The organism is Nostoc sp. (assembly GCF_036917655.1).
Taxonomy (GTDB): domain Bacteria; phylum Cyanobacteriota; class Cyanobacteriia; order Cyanobacteriales; family Nostocaceae; genus Nostoc.
Genome location: NZ_JBALCY010000053.1, coordinates 35,883 through 60,349 on the forward strand (window position 1 = coordinate 35,883; position 24,467 = coordinate 60,349).

A 24,467-nucleotide genomic window follows, 5' to 3' on the forward strand; every position below is an offset into this window, starting at 1 on the left:
GATGTCAGAAGAAAAACCCAGCCAACCAAAACTACCACCAACTAGCGCCCTTGACAATCCATCAAGTCATGAATTTGGGAATTGGTTTGAATATCCTGTCAGAGTGCAACCCCACCACACTGACTATGCCGGTCTTGTCTGGCACGGTTCCTATATAGCTTGGATGGAAGAAGCACGGATTGAATGCTTGCGATCTATAGGGATTGAATTTGCCGATTTAGTCGCTATAGGTTGCGATTTACCAGTTGTAGAACTGTCTGTGCGCTATCACCGGTCAATTCAATTGGGTATGGCAGTGGTGGTAAAAACGCGCATGGCTGAGGTGACTGGCGTCCGCATCAATTGGGATTATGCCATTGTCTCAACTGATGGACAACAATTATACGTCACTGCCAAGGTGACTTTAGTAGCTTTAGATCGCGAAAGAGGCAAGATTATGCGTCAGTTGCCGCCGAGTTTTAAGGATGCATTGGCTAAGATTTCAGCATTAAATAATGATTGACCGTGCCAATTTTAGATTTTAGATTTTAGACTAAAGAGTTGAAGAATTAAAAATTATTTCGGTTCATGTCCCGTTTAAAGTGGGCGGAACAAATCCAATATCCAAAATTTAAAATCATCTTGCCCCGTACCCTGAGCGTAGTCGTTCGCGTAGCGTCTCGCAGAGAAGGGTGGTCGGGGTCAATCCAAAAGACGCTCGATAATCGATTTTTACTTGCCACTTTGGATCTGTGACAGATTTTGAGCAAACTGCGTTGCGTAATGCCAAATGTCTTGTGGAGTTATGCCAAAACCGATATTTAATAAAACAAGGATTGCCGCAATAGTCAATGCATTGCTCACGGTTGCTTTCAGCAACTTCCACAATATTATGAAGACTATCCAAGCTACAATCAGCATAGCAATCATATATATTAATTCCTTAATAATTGCCCTTGTCTGAGAGTGTGTTTCTTCAGAAAGGGTAAGTTTTTATTTTGGTAACAATCACTGGTACAAAAGATGCTGAACCCAATTTTTAATATCCACTATAATGCAATACGCTTGGGTTAAGGATAGTTGTAGGTTGGTTTTGCTTTTTGGCTTTAACCCAAGCGTATTGCACTATAATGAGGATTTTTGTGATAATTAGCCTGCGGATATCTTACCTAAAAAGGAGATAACTATTGATGTGAAATGCCGCTTTTTCTACAAAGTTTTTGTAAAGATTTTTAATTTTTATTTGGAGATAAATTATAGATATACATAAAACTGATGGCTGATCCGGAAGCCACTAATTATCTTCAAGAAAGTTTAATTTGTTAACTTTTTGTAGTTCGGCGAGTCCGTCTTTGCTATCAGGTTAAATGATTTCCATATTAATTGGATTAGAGGCAGGCGATTAAAGATTGGGGACTAGGCATTAATTTCTAATCCCCAATCCAATCTAAACTAAAGGCTTTTATCGCAGAGAAATTATCCGCGAGTGAGTTTCTAACTTTTCAGTCGCTGTTAAAACTTCTTGTCTTGCCCATTTATCTGCTGCCAAAATGTCATCTAAAGAGGGATTTGCACGGTTATCATTTTGATGGCGATCGCACACCGATTCGATACACCGGGGAATATCTAAAAACCGAATTTTTTCATCTAAAAATAAAGCCACAGCTTGCTCATTGGCGGCATTCAACACCGCTGGCATTGAACCACCAGCTTTACCCACAGCATAAGCCAACTGCATACAAGGATACTTCTGGTGATCTGGTTCACTGAAGGTTAAATTTCCAGCTTTGACTAAATCTAGTCGTTCCCAGTTGGTGTAGATGCGATCGGGCCAAGATAGAGCATACAGTAAGGGTAAGCGCATATCTGGCCAACCGAGTTGGGCTAAAACTGAAGTATCTTGCAGTTCAATCAGCGAGTGAATAATGCTTTGGGGATGAATGACAATTTCGATATTGTCATAATCCAGCCCAAACAGAAAGTGAGCCTCAATTACTTCCAGTCCTTTATTCATCAAAGTAGCAGAGTCTACTGTGATTTTCCGCCCCATCGACCAATTAGGATGCTTCAAGGCGTCAGCAACAGTTACATCTGCTAACTTTTCTACATCCCAGTCTCGGAAAGCCCCACCAGATGCAGTAAGCAAAATTTTCCGCAAGCCTGCTTTTGGCACACCTTGGAGGCACTGAAAGATGGCAGAATGTTCGGAATCGGCTGGGAGTAATTTTACACCGTGTTTTTCGACTAGGGGTAGAACCACAGGGGCCCCAGCAATCAGGGTTTCTTTGTTCGCTAAGGCAATATCTTTACCAGCTTCAATAGCTGCGATCGTCGGTAGCAAACCAGCACAACCAACAATACCAGTGACAACGGTTTGGGCATCGCCGTAACGAGCGACTTCTATCACTCCGGCGTCACCTGCCAGTAAAATCGGTTGGGGATCGAGGTCAATGATAGCTTCTTTGAGCGCTGGTAATTTATCTTCTGAGCAAATTGCTGCTATTTTCGGTCGAAACTGCCGAATTTGAGCAGCCAACATTTCAACATTGCTCCCAGCTGCCAATCCCACAATCCGAAACTGATCTGGGTACTGAGTGACAATATCTAAAGTCTGAGTACCAATAGAACCAGTGGAACCAACGAGAGTAATCGCTTTCACAATTGCTTAAGGATTTACAGACAACTCTCACTATAAATTGCTTGGGACTCTTTAATAACAGCAATCACTATAATCGATACACTGACGCCAAGGAGAGACGCAAAGAAAAAAAGAAAATATCCCCGTGTCGTCTTGTCCTCGTCGCTGCGCCAGCCCCAATCCGTCAATTTCAACTCGATAGACTGCTAGCACGGCACAAATCCAGCTACGATCTCAAACCAGACAAGTTTTAAGCCCCTTCTTAAAGGCAGGCAAACTGACGCCACAGTATGCTAGCCACAAAATTAATGTGGGAGGTACTTTAGCAGCTGGAATTTTTGATATTGTTATTTCAGTAATTCCTTTGGTTTGATAATAGATAAATCTCAAAAGTTGGATGAATATTTGCCATGAAAAATAAACAACGAGATATGATGAATCTCCTGAATAGAATGTACGAAGATGAACCCTACTTTAGCCCAGTAGATTACTTTAATCAGTCTATAAATGAGTTGAAAAAATATAATATTGCAAAAATATTAGCTGACCAAGCTAAATTTACTTGTCAATATGTTCTTAACTTTATTTTATCGACTCCGTTACTATGGATGAATAAGTCGGTTAAAGACTGGGTTATAATTATGTCCGCATTGAACCCCAGACCAAAACAATTTAAAATAGATATTGACGATGCAGGTTATATAGATATTCATTTTATGTGTAAATACATGAGAGTTAATGCTATAGAACTATTTTTGCAACAAGAAAAATTCAGCAATGAAGATAAAGAAAAGCTCCTTCTCTACTCCAATAAAGTAGCAGTAGATTTATTTATGGATGAGTTAGATATAGAATTTCTAGATGGTGAGATTTTTGTCCATCGAGATCAAATAGAAATTGCAAGATTAAATCTTATTTCTAGTGGAATAATTAATCAACTTAAATATACTCAAGATGAGCTTCGTGAATACATACAAAAAGAGCTAAAAGCTTTTTCTATACTTGAGGAGTCATAAGTGTAGCGAATACTAAGTGCAACAAGAACCTGATAATTCACTTCATTCACTCTCCCGAATTGGGTGCAGATGACACCATCTAAGCAAACATCTCCGCCTCAACTTCTTCAAACTCCAACATCACCACCCAACGCTGATCACTGGTTAGTGTACTAAGTAGTTATTTAACATATTCCACATAGGACTCTGCCCCATCAAGAATTATTAAGTTTTTTACTTATATAGCGTTTACGTTCATCTATCCATCCCACTCAAACAACTTCCCCTGTTCACAAGCAATTCCCTACTGCGGAAATTTCGCCAGCAGTTCAATTTACATAATAACTAGACAAAATTTGTATTTATAAATACTATATTTTTAATGATAAATTCCGAGAAAATTGGCAAAAGTAACCAAATAGGAAATAATTTCAAGTAGTTGCCGATTTGTCCAGTTTGTTAATTATGTTGGTGGAGGATTTAATATGCAAAATATTACTCATAAATTGCTGTGTCGCAGCCATAGGTGAAAGGATGCATAAAGGAGTTTGTTGAAGCACTCAACCTTATGGCCAAAGTTCAGATAGTTATAAAAAAAGTTTTATGGAAAAATGATTTCCTGTTTCCAGCAGCAATATGGCTTGCCAGCCGAATATTCATCTGGACAGCTATGTTGCTGGTTGCGCCAAAACTACCGTTACCAGCAGAAGAATTTTTACCCCGTTTTGGCTGGGGCGTTTTTGATGCCTGGGATAGTATGCATTACCGAACGATCGCTACTTCTGGATATGAATTTGTGAATGACGGCAAGCAACATAATCTTGCCTTCTTTCCGCTGTTTCCTTTAAGCATCTGGGTTTTGATGAAGTTGGGCTTACCGTTTGAATTAGCAGGTACGTTGGTAAACAACCTGACATTTTTGGCGGCGCTTTACTGTTTATACTTTTGGGTTAAGGAGCATTATGGCATCAGTGCAGCGCAGTGGGTTACTGCTGTGGTTTCCTGGTATCCATCTTCGATGTTTACGGGGGTGATTTACACAGAGGGGCTGTATTTGTTTTTGAGTACGGCGACTTTGCGGGCGTTTGATCAAAAACAGTATGGCTGGACTGCCCTTTGGGGCGCGATGGCGACAGCAACACGTCCTACAGGTATGGCATTAATTCCAGCATTGGCGATCGCAGCGTGGAAAGAACGCCGACCACCCATTGCCTATATAGCTGGTTTTACTACCGCTATTGGCATACTTCTATTCAGTTTGTATTGTGCGATTTATTTTGGCGATCCTTTAGCTTTTATCGAAGCACAGCGGGGATGGCGACCAACTCTAGGGTTTGATTGGCAAGGTTGGTTAAATATGCTCATGCAAATTGCAGTTGGCAGAAAAAATTGGCAATATGGTTGGGTTCAAAACTCCTCTGGTGGGATTGAAGACCCCTGGTATCTCTTGTTGTTGGGCGTGATTGTTGCCAGTGGCTATCTTTTATGGCGTTTCCGTCAACGTTTTAGTTCTGTAAAATTATTCTATGGCTTTTATGCTTTAGTCTTATTTTTGTTGATTCTGGCGAGCGAACAGTGGATCAATAACTTGCTCAACTTGTTCATGGTCTTGGGTGGTGGCTATGTGTTGTGGCGCTTACACACGCAACTGACCCCAGTTACAGTTATTTATGGCTTTTGTGGTATTGGTTTGCTGCTAGCCTCTGGAGGCACTATCTCCTTGAGCCGTCTCGCCTACGGTATTGTGCCTTTGAATATAGCCATTGGTGTGCTGTTATCTCGCCATCCTCGTCAGGGATATTTAATATTGGGCGCTTTTGTGACAGTACTAGCCAAAATAGCTGTAGGATTTGCCCAAGAGCGCTGGGTTGGTTAGAGGGTTTGATCCATATGTTTGATTCTTTATAGGACTGCTATATTATTTTGTTCATTACTGATATTTTAAAAGTGGATTAATGGCAAAAACTTCATAATATTTGTTACAGTTTTTAAAGTTTTTAATTCTGGTATATCTGGTTTTAATTGTTCTGCGATCGCTAATTTTTGTTCAGCTTGTGCAGGTTGAAAGTTATATAAATAAACAAAAGCTAAATAAAGCCATGTGTAAGGATTTTGAGCATCATATTTAGTTAATTCTATTAAATTTTGGATTAATTCTGGGACTTGGCGCTGTAAGAGTTGTGATAAGACTAGAGTGTAACGCCAATTTAAGTTATTTGGCTCTCTTTGCAGATGATAATTACCCGCAAATTCAATTTGTTTTAAATAATCTTGAGTAGGATCATATTGATTGAAATTATCTATCTGCACAAATATATTATTTAATTTACCCTGCTGTAACTCTTGTGCTAGTTGTGAAGTTCGGGTAACTAAATCTAAAGCTGGCGATTTTTGTACTGTTCCTACATCTGTCACATTTACAGTAATATCTGGAATATTTAAAGATGTAATTTTGTTGTTTCTTCTATCTAAATATAGTGCTGATAGTTTATATTTTCCTACTGGTAGTGTTTTGGGAATAAATGTGGCTAAGGCTTCTTTCACCCGGAAAGTTCCTTCAGGATGACATTTGATCCCACAGTATAAATTACCCAAGCCAATGGCATGATCATGATCCCAAGATGATTGACTATTTTGCCATTTTAACAGTAATAAACCATTTTGTAAATCATCCCATGAACCTGTTATCTGATAGGTTACAGGGTTATTTTTATCTAAAATTAATTGCTGAGAAATCGCAACTTTTTCTAGACTAATTACAGACTCACTATTACTTAATTTTTGAACAACTACCTGAGGAGTTTTGGAGTTATATAATCTAATTTTATCTCCATTAGGTAATATCCAATCGCCCTGTAATTTCAAATCAGTAGAAGATTCGACTAAAAATTTTAATTTCCGTTTAGTCTCTCCCCTTTCTCCCGGTTCTTCTGGTTCATTATCTCTGGTGATATACCAAGAAAAATATTGTAAATCTTGCTCTACATGAGATAATTTCGTTGTTAATTTTCTGCCATATACGCGAAAATCTGCTAATGTCCCAAAATAATCTAAAGTAAACTCATTTATCTGAGGTGTAGAAACGGGAATTACCCCTAAAGTTGACCTTAAATATAAATTTGTTTCGGTGATTTTATTTATCAGTTTTCCCAAGGGATATTTGTTACCATCATTATTAGGTAAATGTTTCCCACCCCATGCTTGAATTAGGGGTAATGGAAACAAATTATTGAGTAACACTATGCTACTTAATACCAGAGTTGCTAATCTCAGTCTATCAAAATATATATTTTCAATTAAGTTGAATATATCCGCCAAGATTAAACTAATTATAGGAAAGCATGGCAGAATAAATCTAATGTCTTTATTTGTGCCCAAAGAACAAATTATATAGCTAGTCACTAAGGTAACTAATAACCAAATTCGAGCCGATTTATGGAGATATCCTGGAATTAAATCAGTAGTAAATTGATATTTAATAAGATAAACCAATAAAATGCCAATACTCACGAATAATATTGGGAAACCGACGCTTTCTGGGATGAGCTGTGGATAGTATAACCATCCAGCAATAGTTGTGGGAGAAGGATCACCCTCCCCTTTTCCGACTTGGTTAGCGTTTAATGCCGATGTAATAATTGTTAACCAATTTAAGCCATACCAAAAACCACAAATTAACCAAGCTATCATCAAAGATGAGCAAGCTTGAATTAGCTTGATGAATTTACGTTTTCTAATAAAACTAATTAATGTCCAAATACTAGGAACTAAAATAAAAATAAATCCTGTAGGTTTAGTCAACAAGATTAAACCTATTCCTCCGCCCAATATGATAGTTAACCCCCATGATAAAAACCCAATATAACTATCTTTCCAAATTGTCAGAACTGTGAAAGTTACTATAACAATTGCTGTCAAACCATAATCTAATAAATAATCTGTCCGCATAATTCCCAAAATAGGAAATAACAGACAAAATATGCTGGCAGTGATGCTAGTTTTTCGGTTTTGAAATAAAAAATTACCTAAATGATACACTGAAAGTATAATCATCGCAGTATACAATAAGTTGACCAAACTTGCTTGGTCATATCCACGTCCAAACAACATCAAAAATGGTACGGTGCAAATATATACAAAAGGAGCGCGATAACTTGGAGTTAATTGCCACAGAGATAACCACCAATTTCCTGAGAAGATATTGAAGTTTTGAAAAATTCTATAATGATGTAATGCTGTCGTTAAATGTGCGCTTTGATCATAGGATGGAATCGATTCATCTAATAAAAACCAACTTCGATCTATAGCTAATGCTATCAGCCAAATTATTAAGAGGATGATATAGTCTTTTCGATGTTGATAATTGTCAAAATAACTCATATTTATTTGCTCAAAAACAAAGTTTAACCAATTATATATCTTTCATGTATCGCCGTTTCACTAATAATCCAAGTTGCTAGTTATGTGTTCAGGCGATCGCATGGATCAGGAAGGCAATAAAATTCCCTCCTGGAAGTAAAGTATATACTGATGCAGTATACACTGATTACACCCTAGAAGATGAGTTAGAGACAACGAGCAAAATTTTTCTCAAAGTTATGCGGAAGAAGAACTCTAAGCGTCAATACCCTGGTTGGGAAAAATACATCAAATAACATCCGCAGCATTATATTGAAACCGTTTTTAGTAGCATTACTTGTATTTTTCCTAAGTCAATCCATGCAGTCACATACAAAGGGTTTTTACTTGAGTTAAAAGCATTTATTTTTGCTTTTACTCTCAAGCAGGCTTTTCTTTGATGAGTAATTTCAAACACTTAAAAACATTTAAGTAACTGAATGCTTAATTAACACAAATTAGCAGTGGCGTTATGTGCCACTGCTAATTTGTCCTATGCGTAGCCCGCCGCAGGTATCGCACAATTGTGATCGGTCTAAAATTGAGAACCCGCAACTTGGATTACTAGGGATTTTTTTATATGACTGCTTTTACCTGAAAACAAATTAAATGAGAAAATCAAGAAAATAATTATCTATTTGGGTTTTGTATATATTTCTCAATAATTAACGACTTAATCGTATTTTTTACACAAAACCGCCTAGTGAGTTTAGGTAGATATATATTTGCAGTACCTTTCTTTTTTCTAGCTTTAGGATATTTCTATTGTTGTTTTTCGGGAAAAATAACATATAAAAAATCTATTATTTGTGATGATTGTATCCGCGATCGCTCTTGTGCAACAATGGATTAATTATGGAAAAGATCAATGGCTGGGTTAAAAGGGAAAAAAACAGTTAATTAATAATTTATGGTGAAATCAGTGTAAATCCTTTAGCTGTGCCTATAATTTTACTCCTGAAGGGTGGGATAAAGCCAGTTACCAGTACGGGAAATTTTTCTGGTGCCATAGCGTAAGTACTTTAATTCCAGTATCGTAAAGGAGAGTTTGCCAAAAATATCAGCCATAAAACTAGAGATATTAGCAGCAAGCTAAATAACCATTCTTTTTCTCGAAATAGAGGCATATCTGAAATCGAGATAATTATCTCAAAATTGGTTAGAGGCTTTGATCCATTAGTTGATTCTTTAATTGGTAATAAGTTGAATTGAAACTTCCTAATGAATGTATCCAATCAAACGAAGATAGCGATCGCTTCATTATTTCTAGGTGTAGGTGCTATATCTTTTGGCTCTATTTTTATGAAATTGAGCGAAATTGAACTCAGCCCCAATGCCACTGTATTTAATCGTTTTTGGCTTAGTAGTGTAGTCTTCTTGCTCTGGAATGGATACAAGGCGATACGTCAGCGACTTTCCTCAGACAAACCTGTAGAACAGCAGAGCTACACCAGTCAGGATTTGTGGCTATTGCTAGGTGCTGGTATTCTTTGGGCTGCCACTTTAGTCTTTTTGGCTTGGTCGCTGACTCAAACTAGCGTCGCGATTTCTAGTGTGTTGCATAATCTCGCCCCCATATTTACTAGCTTAGGGGTGTGGCTGTTATTTCGTCAGCGTTTTGAGAGGCAATTCCTGATTGGGATGGTCATCGCGCTTGGGGGAGCGATCGCCATTGAATTTGAGGAACTGCAAATCGCCACAGACGAAGTTCAAGGAGGTTTAACTGCGAGCATTTCTGCGATTTTCTTGGGTGCATACCTGCTGATTGTAGAAAAATTACGAACCAAATTTTCTCCCACCACAATCCAGTTGTGGATCTGTGCGATCGCTGCTCTAGTCATCTTCCCCATACTTTTGTTCACTCAAGATCAGCTTTTCCCCTCTACAGTCAGTGGGTGGCTTTGGGTAATTTTCCTAGCTCTGATTTGCCAAGTTTTAGGTCATGGGCTTTTGACTTATAGCCTTGCTAGGTTTTCCTCTGTGGTTGTCTCCTTAGTGCATCTGTTGGAGCCAGTATTTAGCGGCATTTTCGCTCTTGTAATATTTTCGGAAAAATTAACTTTCTCAAATTGGGTAGGTTTCGCTGTAGTTTTAATGGGTTTATACTTAGCCGTATCTAGCCAAGCTACTGTTAATTTGCCGTTTCAGGAATCAGTCAAAAATATAGTTAACACTTTCGTTAAAAGTATGACGACCAAACTGTCATTACTAAAGCTACAATTCTCTGAAACACCTGCTTTATTAGGAACTGTATCATTATTTTTTGCCCTAATTCCCATATCTTTAGCACCATCTCTGACTAAATTGTGTCAACAAGAAATTGGTGCAAATGCTGTAGTATTTCATCGCAGTTGGATTGCTACAGTTGTCTTTGGGCTGTGGAATGGACTTGAGGCTTTGGGCTACCAACAGCCTGATAACCAATCTCTAGAACAGAAGCCTTTTACCAGACAAGAAGTGTGGCTATTGTTGGCAATGGGAACAGCTGCTGGAACCTACCTTCTTTTGTGGGCTTGGTCGCTGAGTCAAACTAGTGTTGCCAACGTGGCTTTACTATCTAATTTGAACTCCTTATTTGTTGCTTTAGCTGGGTATCTGTTTTTCGGTCGCCGCTTCGATCACAGATTCGTTATTGGTCTGGTCATAGCCTTGGGAGGAGCGATCGCGTTTGAAATCAATAAGGTGCAATTTGCAACTGACCAAATACTAGGTGATGCATTAGCATTGCTAACTGCGATTTTCATGGCTACGTGTATGCTGCTGATAGAAAGACTCCGAACCAGATTTAGCACCGCAACTATAATGCTGTGGCGCTGTGGAGTCACAACAATGCTTCTACTACCCGTCCTCCCATTCGTCGAAGATAGGCTGTTTCCCTATTCCTGGACGGGTTGGTTTTTCATCATTTTTCAAGCTCTTTTTTGCCAAGTGTTGGGTCAGGGACTTTTGGCTTATAGCCTCAGTAGAATTTCTTCAAGCGTCGTCGCCGTCACGCTTCTTCTCGAACCAGTCCTAGCTTCAATTTTTGCTTGGTTCATTTTTTCAGAACAAGTAGGTTTGTTTGAGTGGGCGACTTTTGCCGTAGTTTTAGCGGGTATCTATCTAGCCCAATCTAGTCAATCCATTGTTCAAGTAACGAACGAAGGATCGTAGTATTGGGCAAATATAATCAGACTGTTGGCGAATCAATGGGGGGTCTAACCCATCAGCCCCAATCCATCTTAATTTCTTTAATTTCAGTGCCTTGAAACGCACGGGAGCTATGAGCAATCAATTTATTGCAGGGCGAGAAAGCAACGTCAAATTGAGGTTTTAGGGGTGGGGGGTTTAACAAGAGAGTGAATTGACCAACAGTCTCATATGATTCGCTACTACATAAACGTAGGCAAAGCCTTCCCGCAGGGTAGTCCGCCTACGCGGAAAGCATAATAAATCAAGGGTTTTAAGGTAAAGTCTCGTGTAGCCAAGCCAGTACCGTCTTCTCCCATTCGTGAGAGGCTAGCGCCTTCTCTACGAGAGGCTTTGCCAACGCGGAGCGGATCGTAGAGAAGGGGGTTTCCCCCATGAGCAACTGGCGTGCGACTTCTAGTCGCTCAGTCGAGTAAAAAATTAGACTTTACAAACATCCTCTTAGATGTACTTGCTTCAATTACTCTTGATTTAGTATTTGAACACTGCCAAGACTGATACAATTTATAACGAAAACTTCCGACAACACATTATTAAAAATAGTGAAACATCAGTTCAATAGGCTGTTAAACTCTTTCCCATCCCCGGTTACTGGATACTTCACTATTGGCATTATATTAGCAGTGGTAATTCGATTAGTTTGTGTTCCGAATAAATCGGTGGACTATAAATATTTTTTAGAGCCTTGGTATGATTTCATTGCATCTCATGGCGGCTTCAGCGCTCTAAAATATAGTTTTGCTGACTATACGCCCCCCTACCTTTACTGGATTTTAATTTCTACCAATCTGCTATCTGGATTGCCGAAAATTCTGGCAATCAAGCTTTTTGCTATGACTGTTGATTTTCTTTGTGCATTTTTTACTTACAAACTTGTCCGACTAAAATACCCAGAAGGGAAAATAGCAACTTTTGCTTTTTTGGCAGTTATATTGAGTCCGAGTGTTATTTGTAATAGTGCGTTATGGGGTCAATGTGACGTTATTTATGCAACAGGATTAATTGCCTGTATTTATTTTTTATCTATTCAAAAACAAATTTTAGGATTAGTTAGCTTTGGCGTAGCGCTTTCTTTTAAGTTGCAAGCTATGTTTTTAGCACCTTTATTATTGATTCTGTTGCTAAAAAAAAGAATTTCTTGGTATTATTTACCATTAATTCCATTAGTATATATAGTTTTAATATTGCCAGCTTGGTTTGCTGGCAGACCAATGTCAGAATTGCTGCTAGTATACTTTAACCAAGCTAATAAATATAAAGAACTCGCTAAAAATGCACCTAATCTTTATCAATGGATTCCCAGTAATTTTTATAATATTGTTGTTCCTATAGGTTTAGCCTTAACTATATCTGCAATATTTTTATTTGCATACATTGTTTATAAAAGTAGACTAGAAATTACTCAAGACAGACTGATACACCTAGCTACAATATCAGTTTTCTTTATGCCATATATCCTGCCCAAGATGCACGACAGATACTTCTATCCTGCCGATATATTTTCTCTTATCTTTGCCTTTTATTTTCCCCGATATTTTTGGGTGGCTATCGTCGTGCAAATGTCCTCATTTTTCGGCTATTTAGGGACTCCCATATATATCCAGTTGTTTTCTGTACCTTTAGGTTTCACACTCTGGTTTGTTGTGCGAAATTGTGACATGATTTATCCAAAATTAAAAGCGGAGTCTCGCTAAAATATCAATCAAAAGTTAAATTATCTATCTGCAAAGATGAATATAAGGAAAAAAAATTTGGCTAATGGCTTATTTTTTGTCATAGCAATGTGGCTGTCTAGTAGGCTTATAATAGTCATCACTATGTTACTGATTGCCCCATTATTTCCAAGTTCATCAACTGGCGTTACTGCTACGTTTAGCTGGGATGTTTTCTCTGCTTGGGATAGTGTTTGGTATGAGAAAATTATGACTTCTGGTTATGATTTCTCCAGTGACGTAAAGGAAATACACACAGTTGCATTTTTCCCTTTATTTCCATTGTTAAGCCGGATCATTATGTTCATCGGCTTGCCTCCTAAAGTGGCAGGTATATTAGTTAATAATTCGGCTTTTTTAGCCGCCTTGTTCATACTTTATTCTTGGGTACAGGAGCTTTATGGCACAAGCGCAGCACGATGGGCGACAGCTACTTTAGCATGGTGTCCTTATTCCCTTTATGGAACCGTAATTTATACTGAAGGTCTGTTTTTGTTGTGTACCACATCTGCGTTACGAGCTTTTGATAAAAAGCAATATATTTGGGCAGGATTCTGGGGAGCATTATCTACAGCGACGCGACTACCTGGAGTTGCTCTCATCCCCGCTTTTCTGTTTGTTTCTTGGAAAGAACGTAGAGACATAAAAGCCTATATTGCCAGTTTAACTGTTGGTTTGGGTATATCTCTGTACAGTCTTTATTGTCAAATTCAATTTGGCGACGCTTTGGCTTTCATCCATGCACAAAAAGCGTGGCGTGGTGATGCAACAGGGTTTGCTTGGGAGGGTTGGTGGCAGATGCTGATGCAAATTACGGTAGGTTTCACTAATTGGAAATATGGCTATATTAAAGACCCTTTATATCCGTTATTATTTTTAATAATTATTGGTAGCGGCTGTTTATTATGGCGCTTTCGTTTACATGTGGGGATGATTAAATTCCGCTATGGATTATATTTTTTATGGCTATTGTTGTGGTCATTGACAGGAGATGAATTAGTCAAAATTGCACTAGTTTTTGGTGGGATATATTTACTATGGTTATCACGAACCAAAATTCCTCTTGTTGCTGTTGTCTATGGGTTTTCTTGCTTCGCTTTAATTTTAAGCACAGGGATTACACCCTCGGCTGAACGCTACGCTTACGGCATTGTATCTCTGTCAATGGCATTCGGGTTATTACTTTCCCATTATCCTCGTTGGGGATACCCAATTATGTACTTTTTTGGAATACTAATGTTCACATTTTCTATTCGATTTGCCCGCAATCTTTGGGTAGCTTAGGTTGATTAATATCATTCATTGGTGGTTTACCGATAAATAAGATCTCTAACTTCTTTGAGAAGTTAGGGATCTTAGGTAATCTACTATTAAGTATTTGTTAGTATAATTAACTTTTGGTAATCAGTGTAAATCCGTTAGCTGCTCCTATAATTTTACTACCAGTTAAATTGATTTGGTGTAAAGCCCCATTATCTAATAGCAAATAAGATTTATTAGATAACATTTGTTGTAAAAGTGGCACAGTTGCAGAAGTTACCTTGCAGTCGCTGTAAAAGTCCAAACTAGGACGCCCATAAGCAAAAGATGTGTAAACTGTTGTTCCTGGTGAAACATTTGCCCGAATTAAGTCTGCTACTGGTTTAACTGGAAAAGCTTCCTTTAATTCCCAAATCCAAGATTGCGAACTTACCAACAGGGTTAAAACTAAATACATCCCTGTAAATAACACTGGAATAAAGTTGCGATCGCGCTGTTTAATTAGCCATGCTGCGATACTCATACTTATTGCCAAAACAATACTCATCACTATCAAAATAGGCTGTTTCTTAATAAAAAAGTAAACACAACCTCCTAAACCAGCAATAGCAATAATAGCCATAAATATTGTCCAACTTCGCACTCGAAAATGACGATTATGCCAAACTTCGCTCAAATTAGCACCAATTGCCAAAGCTAAAAAGGGATATACAGGCATGACATACCACGGGAGTTTAGTTCTCATAAAAGAGATAGTTCCTAAATAAACGATTGTGCCTAACAGAACTAAAGAACCCCAAGTCTGATCGCGTTTTTTCCAAGCTAAATAAAGACCTCCAGGCAAAAAGAGCAACCAGGGAAAACCATATTTGAGTAATTCTAATAAATAGTACCAAACAGGACCGCTATGACCTTCAACAGGTTGTATAAGCCGATCAAAGGCTTGTGCTTGAAAATGCACTTCTAAGAAAGTATTACCATAATGTTGCCATTGATCAGTATACCAAGCGATCGCAGGAGCATTTCCTAACAAAATTCCCACCCAGAGATAGGGACTTTTCAACAAAGCTAATTGTCGATCTGCAAGCAGAAATAAACAGGCGATCGCCCCCAATAGCAAAACTATCATCCCCTTTGTCAGAATAATTAACCCCAGACAAAATCCCACGCCTAGAGCATATTTTCGGTTCTGACGTGCCTTCAAAAGACAAAACAACAACAGCAAGAAAAAAGAAATAGTCATCCCATCTAACATTGCTAGTCGTCCATGACGCACCACAGGCAACATTGTCAAGTAAACTAAAGCAGCAAATAGAGCCGGTAAACTTTGCTTAAAAGCCAAACGCCCGACTAAGTAAAGCAAAGGCACTCCCAAGGCAGTTAAAACCGCACCAGGTAAGCGTGTAGTTAACTCTTGCACTCCTCCTAATTGGTAACACCAAGCAATTAACCATTGCATCAAAGGCGGTTTTAATAAAAATGGTTCTCCTTGAAGGGTGGGATAAAGCCAGTTACCAGTCCGGTAAATTTCTCTGGCGACTAGAGCGTAAGTACCTTCATCCCAGTCTCGTAAAGGGGAGTTTCCCAAAAATATCAGCCATAGAACTAGAGATATTACTAGTAAGATAAATAACCATTCTTTTTCTCGGAATATGATCGTTCTGTTTATGAATAGCTTTACAATATTTGGGCGATACATTTAGGGCTGATTATGGTAGTGAATAATATTGCTAATTATGTCTCTAAAATACTCACGATGGATACTTTTTTGATGCTATGAGGAAAAAACTAAATCAGCCTGGTTATCTTGGTTGGATGATTGGCGTGAGTGCCTTAATTTTGTTTGGGTGCAGCAGCTTAAGACACCAGTTGTTTCAATCAACCGCTTTTGACTTAGGAATTTTTGACCAAGCGGTTTATTTAATTAGTCAAGGGCAACAGCCTATTAGTTCTTTCATGGGTTTTCATATTCTCGGCGATCATGCGGCTTGGATATTCTATCCCTTGGCTTTACTGTATAAAATATACCCCAGTGTTTACTGGTTATTTGCCGTGCAGGCAGTTGCCTTGGCATTAGGCGCTTTGCCTACTTGGCATCTAGCCCGTCAAGCTGGACTGAAGGAAAACCAAGCAATAGCGATCGCATTTGTATATCTCTTGTATCCGTTGGTGTTTAACGCCAATTTATTTGATTTTCACCCAGAAGTGATAGCTGTACCACTACTATTGTCTGCGGTTTTAGCAGCACGGTTAGGTCATGTAGGGTGGTTTTGTTTAAGTATTTTCCTGGTCTTGGGATGTAAAGAGGTCTTATCCCTCACTGTTGCAGCAATGGGAGTTTGGTTACTTTTGTTTGAAAAGCGGCGTTTATCTGGTGCGATCGCTCTTGGCGCTGGTGTGGCCTGGTTTCTGATTGCTACTCAGGTAATTATTCCTTTTTTCAGTGGTGCAGAAGCAGGAGCAGTTGGACGTTACAGCTATTTAGGTAATTCAGTTCTAGGCATTGCTAAAAATATAGTGTTTCAGCCCGGACTGATCTTGGGAAAAGTTTTTTCACTAGATAATTTGGAATATAAGGTGGCGACATTGTATTAAATATTTCAATAAATATCTCTTTGTAATATTTAACGTTAAATTCGTTTTTATAATTTATTTCGATTAATATTTCTTCGTGTTTTGTATTTTGGTCTTTTATATTTTGTATTTGTAAAACTTTTCCTTTAATGCCATACGTAATTTCTGCTTGAAAGCGACTAACTTCTCTACCAACCAAAAGATTCCAGAGGTTATCGTTATCCCCAATTACTTCTACAAACCTTTGAACATTGTCAATCTGTAAACCGCTATCCATACTCTGCTTTACTCTTACTCAAATGCTTACAGCGACTTAAGCGCCTATTCTTAGTTTTCCCGCAGACAGAGCATAATTAACAGTGAAGCAGAAATTATAGAAGGAATAAGGTTAGATTCATCTGCTATTTGTGTTTTTGTCGTATTGGTAGACAACAAAAAAACGGTAGATAAGTTTTGTCTTCTACCGTTTTTTGAATATTGATTTTTATCCGCCTATTAATAGATTTTACTTAGTAAACTTCATCGTGACTACCAATATCTACAAACACAGCATCGCCATCATCTGTAAAGTAAAAAATTACTCTCTTGTCAGAATCTACACTAAAACTCCATAAGTCTTTAAGCTTACCTAACAACTTATGAGTTTTTAAACCCTGATCAAATGGATCTGCTGTAAACTGCTCCAACTTTTGCCAAAACCGTTCTTCTCAATCTACATTCTTTTGAATTCGCTTTTTAAAAGCACGTTTAAATGAAGAACTGAAACTTACTTTTAACATCACTCTTCTAGCAGTTGTCTCAGTTCATCGATATTTGAGGAAAACTTTAGTTCACTATTTTGCTGTTCTACTTGCGCCGCCTGAAAATTTTGATAAATCTCTTCACGCCTTTCTTCCCGTAGATATTGCTGTAATAACAGTTGAATTTCTAACTTCTCTTCACTAGAAAGACTTTTAATTGCTTCAACTACATCACTGAAGGTCATGATTTGGAATACCTTTTAGTGGTTATCCGATCAATCTAACATGGTAACGATAAAGCTAAAATTTTAAATCCTATTCAATCCCTTGGGGTAATAATTCTCATTGCTATTGATAGAAAGCCAATATATCCAGAAAGCAACTATAGCAATCCTAAATCATTTGTGAGAAACAAAATCGCTGAAAAGCCTATAAATACGTACTTTTAATCTCCGTATTTTCTCACGTTTCAATTCGGATTGCTATACAACTCATCAATTGTTACTAAACCGCCCTCGGTAAACTGTATGATAAGTTCACGCTCATCAAGTAAAGCGTACCTAATAGAGGTAGCCGTCCTGTAGCAAGTACATTCACTTCCCGTTCTTCTCCATTCCAAATAATGTTAGCTTGATGTACTGGCAAGATTACATTACTATTGTCAGCTAAATTGGCATACATATCATAAACAAAAGAAAAACCCAATAGAGTAACTGCTGTTGGGGGTAAGGAAAGAAACTCTGTAAAACCTGTATCGATAACAAATTCAATAGTAAAATCTGGTTGATTGGGCAGTCGAAATATGATATTAACGGTTGCGCGTCCGTTCTTGACAATACCAGAAATCACCGATAATCGCGCTCCATGTCACCACTGAAGGAAACAGCGACTTTGTAACCAATGCGAATACCAAAAAGTCGAGCAAATGGGTTTTTATTACGTAAATATCGTGCCGATTCTAAGCCTGTTTTATCAATTGCGTATTCACCTGTTTCTATATCGATAATCACCATTTTACCGATGTTTTCTTCTCGTTCTACTTGTTGACAAATGCTATTTTCATATAATTCTTTCGCACGTCGCCCAACTTCTTCGCGGCTTAAAAGTATGCTTTGCATAGCTTTGCTCCTTTGTTGCTACTGTGTACTAATTCTACTTGATTATTTGTTGTGGCTTCAAACTGAATTTTCTACTGTTATCTTTGGGTTAAGCAAGAAGACAAATAGCGATCACCTGATTTTCTTTCTCTGACAAATGAATCAATTTAAAACTATGGCGATTTCAGATCACTAAAATACACCTAACACAGCTTGGAGTCAGGAGTCAGAATATAAAGTTCTCCTGAATTCTGGTTTTGGACTCCCCAATAATCGGGCGTATTGCAGTATTGCACCCAACTGAGAACCGCTATAATTCCGCAGCTAACACCCTACCTTGAACTGATTCAAACTCATCTTCTAGTAAATATAACTTCGCTTCATCATAGTTATTACTAGAAAATACAACTTTATAACCCTGTGCCGGATCATAAATCTGACAGTTATCTTCACTGTCGCAAAGCAATAAAAGAACATATGGAGGGGAATGACTTGGATCTATCCATACTTCCATAAATTCCCAGTTATTCTTCATTTGATCTTGTGGGGGAATAACACGGTATTCGTCCTCTGCATTAGACATATTCAAACAAAAAAACGGTAGAGCAATAAATACTCTACCGTTTTCTAATTTTCTATTTGAGACTTAAATCTCAAACCCTAAATCTTACTCAACACCTTGGGGTAACAATTCCCGACGCTGTTCAGAACTAACTTGTACAACGCCATTTTCATCCACATCAACGATCGCAGTATCGCCATCTTTAATGCGCCCAGACAGAATTTCTTCTGCTAGGCTATCTTCTAACAGGCGCATAATCGCTCGACGTAACGGCCTTGCGCCGTAGCTGGGACTGTAACCTTCAGTGATCAACCGATCCTTGAAGCGATCGGTGACTTCTAAGGTGATACCCTTTTCCGTCAAACGACCAAATACTTCCTTGAGCATAATTTCGGCGATTTGTGTTACCTCCGGCTTGCTCAACTGACGGAAGACGATAATTTCATCGAGTCGGTTGAGGAACTCTGGACGGAAGTATTGCTTCAATTCTTCGTTCACCAAAGAGCGAATCCGGTTGTAAGTTGACTCGGTGGCATCTTCGGAGAATTCAAAGCCGATACCACTACCGCCTTTTTCAATTACCTTAGAACCAATATTGGAAGTTAAAATCAGCAAGGTGTTTTTGAAGTCCACCGTGCGACCTTTGGCATCGGTTAACCGACCGTCTTCCAAAATTTGCAGCAGCATATTGAATACATCGGGGTGTGCTTTTTCGATTTCGTCGAACAACACCACGGTATAAGGACGCCGCCGCACGGCTTCGGTCAGCTGACCACCTTCGTTATAGCCAACATAACCTGGAGGCGAACCAATCAGCTTGCTGACGGTGTGACGCTCCATGTATTCCGACATATCCAAACGGATCATCGCTTCTTCCGAACCGAAGAAGTATGCAGCCAAGGACTTCGCCAACTCGGTTTTACCTACACCAGTCGGCCCAGAGAAGACAAAGCTAGCTATGGGTCGATTGGGATTTTTTAAACCAACACGAGCGCGACGAATTGCCCGTGAAACTGCTCTCACAGCTTCATCTTGACCGATTAAACGCTGATGCAAGGTGTCTTCCATGTGCAGCAGCTTTTCAGATTCCGATTCGGTGAGTTTGCTCACCGGTACCCCAGTCCAGGAAGCGACAATGTGGGCAATGTCCTCTTCTGTAACTACAGGTTCTTCACCTTCAGTGCCAGTTGCATTGGTCTTGCTTTGAGCGATCGCCCGGATTTCAGCTTTGATTTCCATCTCGCGATCGCGCAATTCTCCAGCTTTGTCAAAGTCTTGAGAGCGCACCGCATCATCTTTTTCTTTTAATATCTGACGCAGCTCTTTGTCTAACTCTTTGGCTGCGGGTGGCAGCTGGGAGTTAATCAAGCGCACCCTAGAACCTGCTTCATCAACTAAGTCGATGGCTTTATCTGGGAGGAAGCGATCGCTAATGTAACGATCTGATAATTTCGCCGCCGCAACCAATGCTTCGTCGGAGATTTTCAGTTTATGGTGTTGCTCGTAGCGTTCGCGCAGACCATATAAAATTTCAATTGTTTCATCAACTGTAGGTTCGCCAACCATGACTGGTTGGAAACGCCGCTCTAGTGCTGCATCTCGCTCGATGTGCTTCCGGTATTCATCTAAGGTTGTAGCACCGATGCACTGCAACTCACCTCTGGCCAAAGCTGGCTTGAGGATATTCGCTGCGTCAATAGCACCTTCTGCTGCACCCGCACCAATTAAGGTGTGTACCTCATCAATCACGAGAATGACATTACCCGCAGAGCGGATTTCATCCATGATTTTTTTCAAACGTTCTTCAAATTCACCCCGGTATTTGGTTCCTGCTACGAGCAAACCAATATCCAACGTGACGACGCGTTTATCTTCGAGGATGTCAGGGATATCTTTAGCGGCAATGCGTGAAGCTAAACCTTCAGCGATCGCGGTTTTACCAACCCCTGGTTCCCCAATTAGCACTGGGTTATTTTTAGTTCGGCGACCCAATATCTGAATCACCCGCTCAATTTCCTTGGCGCGTCCCACCACTGGATCGAGCTTGTTGTCCATTGCCATTTGGGTCAGGTTTGAACCAAATTCATCCAGAGTCGGGGTTTTTGTGCGCCCGGATGAACCGCCTGGTGAAACTTCGGCAGTTTCTCCCAACATGCGGATGACTTGGGTTCTTACCTTAGATAGATCCACACCGAGGTTTTCTAGCACCCGGGCTGCGACGCCTTCCCCTTCGCGGATTAGGCCCAACAGCAGATGCTCGGTGCCAATGTAGTTATGCCCTAGTTGGCGTGCTTCTTCCAAGGAGAGTTCTAAAACTCGCTTCGCCCGTGGCGTAAACGGAATTTCCACGGCAACAAAGCCTGATCCCCGTCCTATAATTTTTTCAACTTCAATTCGGGCATCTTTAAGATTGACGCCCATTGATTTCAGCACCTTCGCAGCCACACCAGTGCCTTCGCCAATCAGACCCAGGAGGATCTGCTCGGTTCCAACAAAGTTGTGACCTAAACGGCGGGCCTCTTCTTGGGCCAGCATGATTACCTTAATGGCTTTTTCTGTGAAGCGCTCAAACATGGCTTTATCCCATCATCTGCGGTCGTGCCGGTATGCTGATTTTAGCACAGGCAAAGCTTTTGGATGCCTGTATAACAGATTATAGACATCCTGAAGCTATGACTTTGGTTGATGGGCTAATTGTTAACTATTGACTACTTTTATCTCGCTAGTGTACTGAGGAGCTTTAGTTCACCAGCGTTTTTGGGATTTATTACAAATAGCTGACTGCTTATATTAAGAGTTTTTTTATTCAATCCCAAATATTTATATTTAACATATATCTTATTTAATATCAAGTAAAAATATTTTATATAGGTTTTTGTTATATAAACTTGTTTTTCTTTAAGATATTTAAATATAAATAGGCGCAGCAAAGTTGCATTTTTTTGCTGAAGCTGATCACAAGCCACGATAATTAAAAATTAATAATCCGTAACTACTTAAAAAGCAAGTGCCAAGAGGATTTGTCTAGGCGATCGCTAATCATGGAATACCACTGGTCTAAAGTAGCTTGAAATTTGGGGTGTTGTAAGTCTGGAAGCCAAAGGATTAGGGCATCCTCATCGTTATCTTGGTAGTAACGCCGCCGCCGCCCAGCTGTTTGGAAGCCAAATTTTTGATATAAAAATATAGCCCCCAAGTTAGAAGCTCGCACTTCGAGGGTAGCTCGCTCCATTTTGCGATCGCAAGCTGTCTTAATGAGTGAATATAATAAAGCTTGTCCCAAACCTTGACGGTGATATTGGGGATGAACCGCCAAAATTGTAATGTGGGCTTCCTCTAAAATTGACCAAAAACAACCCATTCCCAGCAGTCTCGAATTAGAGACAGAGGAAAATAAACCCAACATATCGCTGTTGGGACTGTCCAACTCTCGTTGGTAGCCCTCCATCGTCCATAGACCGCCAAAACAAGCTTGATCGAGTTCCAACAATGCACTCAGATGCTCTGGAGTCAGTAATTTAATTTCTAAGTCTAATGAGATCACATTTATTGAATAAAATTACAAACCGCTTCTAAAAACCTGTGTAAATCTGTACAGAGGGAACTTAGCGGTATATGTTCTGTAAAAATCATTTTTAGCGTTTACACTTGCTAGTATCAGATTTCTCTGACCATTGCTTGACCAAAAACTCCCAGTTACAGATAGCATAAAAGTTGTGACGCTTGATGCTAGTACTTTTTTATCAAATTATTCACTTGATTCCACAATGACCATACGTGCTTTCCTGAATTCACATCAAGATAGGCGGTTATGGCCACTGGTATATTTTCACTCAATCTCATTCCTCGACGTGCGATGCCTGCGGCGGGCTATGCCTACGCAATTGCCGCAGCACAATCAGAGGATAAACTATATTGACGCGCATATTTAACTAGACCAATAACGCTCGTGTAAGCAGGATTTACCTTCATTAGATAAATGCCGCGATTACTTAAAATACTATCTAGTAATTCATAAAATCTACTGTAAGCCCAACTAGATATAGCAATCCGATTTGATTTCTGAAATTATTTGCGTAGGCTGGGAGTAGGGAGTAGGGAGTGGGGAGTAGGGAAGAAGCCTCTTTGAGTTGTACTGAGTTTTTTCAAAAATCAAATATGAGTCCTATAGCATCCTCGCATATTTTGTACTCTGCTCACGTAGCTGCTCTTTCTTAAGTGCAAAGTGCTTCAAAAAACTTATTTAAGCCTACTCAACGTTGATTAAATAGATTTAATGTTTTCTTCCCCCTTCATCCAAGGTAGCCGGCTACTTCTTGTCCAGGGGCGTAAATTCCGCTCAAGCCAAGCGTATTTTAATCTATAGGGGCATTTTTCAGATTCAAAGATGCATTCTGATCACGATCTCGAATATTACCGCATCCTCCCTCACACACACTCGCTCTGACAAACTCATTGGTTGAATATGCCCACATTTGCAGCAGACTTTAGAGCTAGGGAACCATCGCTCAACAATCTCAACCTTAGTGCCAAAGAAAGATTGTTTGTAAGTGAGCATTCGCCTAAACTCATATAACCCCAAGTTAGCGATGGTCGCAAGCGAACCGGCGAAGCCATCGCATTTGAGAGTTTATGGTTAGCCATCAGGTAGGGTCGAGGAGAGCATTACTGCTCTACCCCTCCCATTCGGAACCGTGCTTGCGACTTTCACAGCACACGGCTACTCAATGTGCTTTTACTATTGTCATACACCACATTTTTTAAGAACGGTAAAACTATCCCCACGCTTTTTTGATTTAAACTGGGGAAAATCAGAATCACCTTTGCGCCATTTTTCTACAGCTTTTCCTAAATTCCGAAGTGTCGATGAATAAATAGCTGAAGCATATTGCTGCATCCATCCGTAATCAGGATTTGTTTTTACATGATTTAAATACCTTTTCAATTGCTGATAACCGTTTAGAGTCGCTTGCTTTGATGCCTTCAAAATTCCAGGACTGTGTAAGCATCTCTAAGCCATAGTTGTAGACACGCCTCGCAAAGCCAGCGCATCCTACAAGTTGAGAACGTTCTTTATTATTCAGTTTCAGTTCTAACTTGAGTGAATACATCTTGCTGTGAATGCTTTCATCGGCTATATTTAGCTTAGTGTACTAAGCTAAATATAGCCGATGAGAAAAGGACAAAAAGCAACAAGAGGTGAGCCTTTATTTTATGAAGAGTTGAAAAAGTGCGATTCGTTTAACCTAAATGAGTAGTAATGCTCAGGGACGGTTAGCTGGTTCCATTAGCCAGACAACTGAATGACCTTGTAGGTGAAAAA

At 39.4% G+C, this 24,467-nt stretch carries 20 protein-coding genes and 2 pseudogenes; 8 read left to right on the forward strand and 14 right to left on the reverse strand.

Annotated features, from left to right (window positions below; translation table 11 throughout):
• The first annotated feature begins 1 nt into the window (after window position 1).
• Entirely contained in the window at window positions 2–502 is a 501-nt protein-coding gene (locus tag V7K30_RS18340) for an acyl-CoA thioesterase (RefSeq protein WP_335001615.1), read from the forward strand.
• A 209-nt stretch (window positions 503–711) separates the two neighbouring features.
• On the opposite strand, the gene V7K30_RS18345 is transcribed toward V7K30_RS18340, so the two are convergent.
• Together V7K30_RS18345 and dxr are read right to left on the reverse strand one after the other, a co-directional pair.
• Entirely contained in the window at window positions 712–909 is a 198-nt protein-coding gene (locus V7K30_RS18345; protein WP_335001617.1) for a hypothetical protein, read from the reverse strand.
• Between the two features lie 532 nt (window positions 910–1,441).
• Window positions 1,442–2,638, reverse strand: a complete 1,197-nt coding sequence (gene dxr / locus V7K30_RS18350; RefSeq protein ID WP_335001619.1) for a 1-deoxy-D-xylulose-5-phosphate reductoisomerase — start codon at window positions 2,636–2,638, stop codon at window positions 1,442–1,444.
• A 389-nt stretch (window positions 2,639–3,027) separates the two neighbouring features.
• On the opposite strand from dxr, the gene V7K30_RS18355 reads away from it, so the two are divergent.
• Both V7K30_RS18355 and V7K30_RS18360 read left to right on the forward strand, forming a co-directional pair.
• Window positions 3,028–3,633 carry a hypothetical protein gene (locus V7K30_RS18355; RefSeq protein ID WP_335001621.1) on the forward strand — a complete coding sequence of 202 codons (606 nt, stop codon included), beginning with the start codon at window positions 3,028–3,030 and terminating at the stop codon, window positions 3,631–3,633.
• A 547-nt stretch (window positions 3,634–4,180) separates the two neighbouring features.
• Entirely contained in the window at window positions 4,181–5,488 is a 1,308-nt protein-coding gene (locus V7K30_RS18360) for a mannosyltransferase family protein (RefSeq protein WP_335001623.1), read from the forward strand.
• A 65-nt stretch (window positions 5,489–5,553) separates the two neighbouring features.
• Here V7K30_RS18360 and V7K30_RS18365 read toward each other — a convergent pair whose 3' ends face one another.
• Window positions 5,554–7,992, reverse strand: coding sequence for a hypothetical protein (locus tag V7K30_RS18365; RefSeq protein ID WP_335001625.1), 2,439 nt, complete (start codon window positions 7,990–7,992; stop codon window positions 5,554–5,556).
• Between the two features lie 125 nt (window positions 7,993–8,117).
• Between V7K30_RS18365 and V7K30_RS34295 the strand changes: the two are divergent.
• The 4 genes and pseudogenes from V7K30_RS34295 to V7K30_RS18380 all read left to right on the forward strand — a co-directional run.
• Window positions 8,118–8,411: pseudogene (locus V7K30_RS34295) on the forward strand (IS982 family transposase); the annotation flags it as partial.
• An 820-nt stretch (window positions 8,412–9,231) separates the two neighbouring features.
• Window positions 9,232–11,163, forward strand: coding sequence for a DMT family transporter (locus V7K30_RS18370; RefSeq protein WP_335001627.1), 1,932 nt, complete (start codon window positions 9,232–9,234; stop codon window positions 11,161–11,163).
• Between the two features lie 578 nt (window positions 11,164–11,741).
• Window positions 11,742–12,893: a hypothetical protein gene (locus tag V7K30_RS18375; protein WP_335001629.1), complete on the forward strand. Its 1,152-nt coding sequence runs from the start codon at window positions 11,742–11,744 to the stop codon at window positions 12,891–12,893.
• Window positions 12,894–12,929: 36 nt separating this feature from the next.
• Entirely contained in the window at window positions 12,930–14,195 is a 1,266-nt protein-coding gene (locus tag V7K30_RS18380) for a hypothetical protein (RefSeq protein ID WP_335001631.1), read from the forward strand.
• 106 nt (window positions 14,196–14,301) lie between these two features.
• Here the strand turns inward: V7K30_RS18380 and V7K30_RS18385 are convergent, their stop codons facing one another.
• The gene (locus tag V7K30_RS18385; RefSeq protein WP_335001633.1) at window positions 14,302–15,870 is read right to left on the reverse strand and encodes an ArnT family glycosyltransferase; all 1,569 of its coding nucleotides are present in this window, start codon (window positions 15,868–15,870) and stop codon (window positions 14,302–14,304) included.
• A 77-nt stretch (window positions 15,871–15,947) separates the two neighbouring features.
• Here V7K30_RS18385 and V7K30_RS18390 point away from each other — a divergent pair.
• Window positions 15,948–16,760, forward strand: a pseudogene (locus V7K30_RS18390) (DUF2079 domain-containing protein); the annotation flags it as partial.
• A gap of 494 nt (window positions 16,761–17,254) precedes the next feature.
• Here V7K30_RS18390 and V7K30_RS18395 read toward each other — a convergent pair.
• The 10 genes from V7K30_RS18395 to V7K30_RS34305 all read right to left on the reverse strand — a co-directional run bounded on the left by V7K30_RS18395 (window position 17,255) and on the right by V7K30_RS34305 (window position 24,255).
• Complete coding sequence (locus V7K30_RS18395; protein ID WP_335001637.1) at window positions 17,255–17,431, reverse strand: type II toxin-antitoxin system RelE/ParE family toxin; 177 nt, start codon at window positions 17,429–17,431, stop codon at window positions 17,255–17,257.
• A 92-nt stretch (window positions 17,432–17,523) separates the two neighbouring features.
• A complete protein-coding gene (locus tag V7K30_RS18400) occupies window positions 17,524–17,730 on the reverse strand; it encodes a hypothetical protein (protein WP_335001638.1) in 207 nt (68 codons plus the stop codon).
• 259 nt (window positions 17,731–17,989) lie between these two features.
• Window positions 17,990–18,334 (reverse strand): clan AA aspartic protease, encoded by a 345-nt coding sequence (locus V7K30_RS18405; RefSeq protein WP_335001640.1) that lies wholly within the window; start codon window positions 18,332–18,334, stop codon window positions 17,990–17,992.
• Complete coding sequence (locus V7K30_RS18410; RefSeq protein WP_335001642.1) at window positions 18,331–18,603, reverse strand: hypothetical protein; 273 nt, start codon at window positions 18,601–18,603, stop codon at window positions 18,331–18,333. Before V7K30_RS18410 ends, V7K30_RS18405 begins: the two co-directional genes overlap by 4 nt.
• A 289-nt stretch (window positions 18,604–18,892) precedes the next feature.
• Window positions 18,893–19,165 carry a hypothetical protein gene (locus V7K30_RS18415; protein ID WP_335001644.1) on the reverse strand — a complete coding sequence of 91 codons (273 nt, stop codon included), beginning with the start codon at window positions 19,163–19,165 and terminating at the stop codon, window positions 18,893–18,895.
• Between the two features lie 84 nt (window positions 19,166–19,249).
• The gene (locus tag V7K30_RS18420) at window positions 19,250–21,718 is read right to left on the reverse strand and encodes an ATP-dependent Clp protease ATP-binding subunit (protein ID WP_335001646.1); all 2,469 of its coding nucleotides are present in this window, start codon (window positions 21,716–21,718) and stop codon (window positions 19,250–19,252) included.
• Between the two features lie 418 nt (window positions 21,719–22,136).
• Complete coding sequence (gene rimI / locus V7K30_RS18425) at window positions 22,137–22,688, reverse strand: ribosomal protein S18-alanine N-acetyltransferase (RefSeq protein WP_335001648.1); 552 nt, start codon at window positions 22,686–22,688, stop codon at window positions 22,137–22,139.
• Window positions 22,689–23,525: 837 nt separating this feature from the next.
• Complete coding sequence (locus V7K30_RS34300; protein WP_442941079.1) at window positions 23,526–23,726, reverse strand: zinc ribbon domain-containing protein; 201 nt, start codon at window positions 23,724–23,726, stop codon at window positions 23,526–23,528.
• A gap of 162 nt (window positions 23,727–23,888) precedes the next feature.
• Window positions 23,889–24,131: a hypothetical protein gene (locus tag V7K30_RS18430; RefSeq protein ID WP_335001650.1), complete on the reverse strand. Its 243-nt coding sequence runs from the start codon at window positions 24,129–24,131 to the stop codon at window positions 23,889–23,891.
• Window positions 24,052–24,255, reverse strand: a complete 204-nt coding sequence (locus V7K30_RS34305; protein ID WP_442941080.1) for a helix-turn-helix domain-containing protein — start codon at window positions 24,253–24,255, stop codon at window positions 24,052–24,054. Before V7K30_RS34305 ends, V7K30_RS18430 begins: the two co-directional genes overlap by 80 nt.
• Window positions 24,256–24,467: the final 212 nt, after the last annotated feature.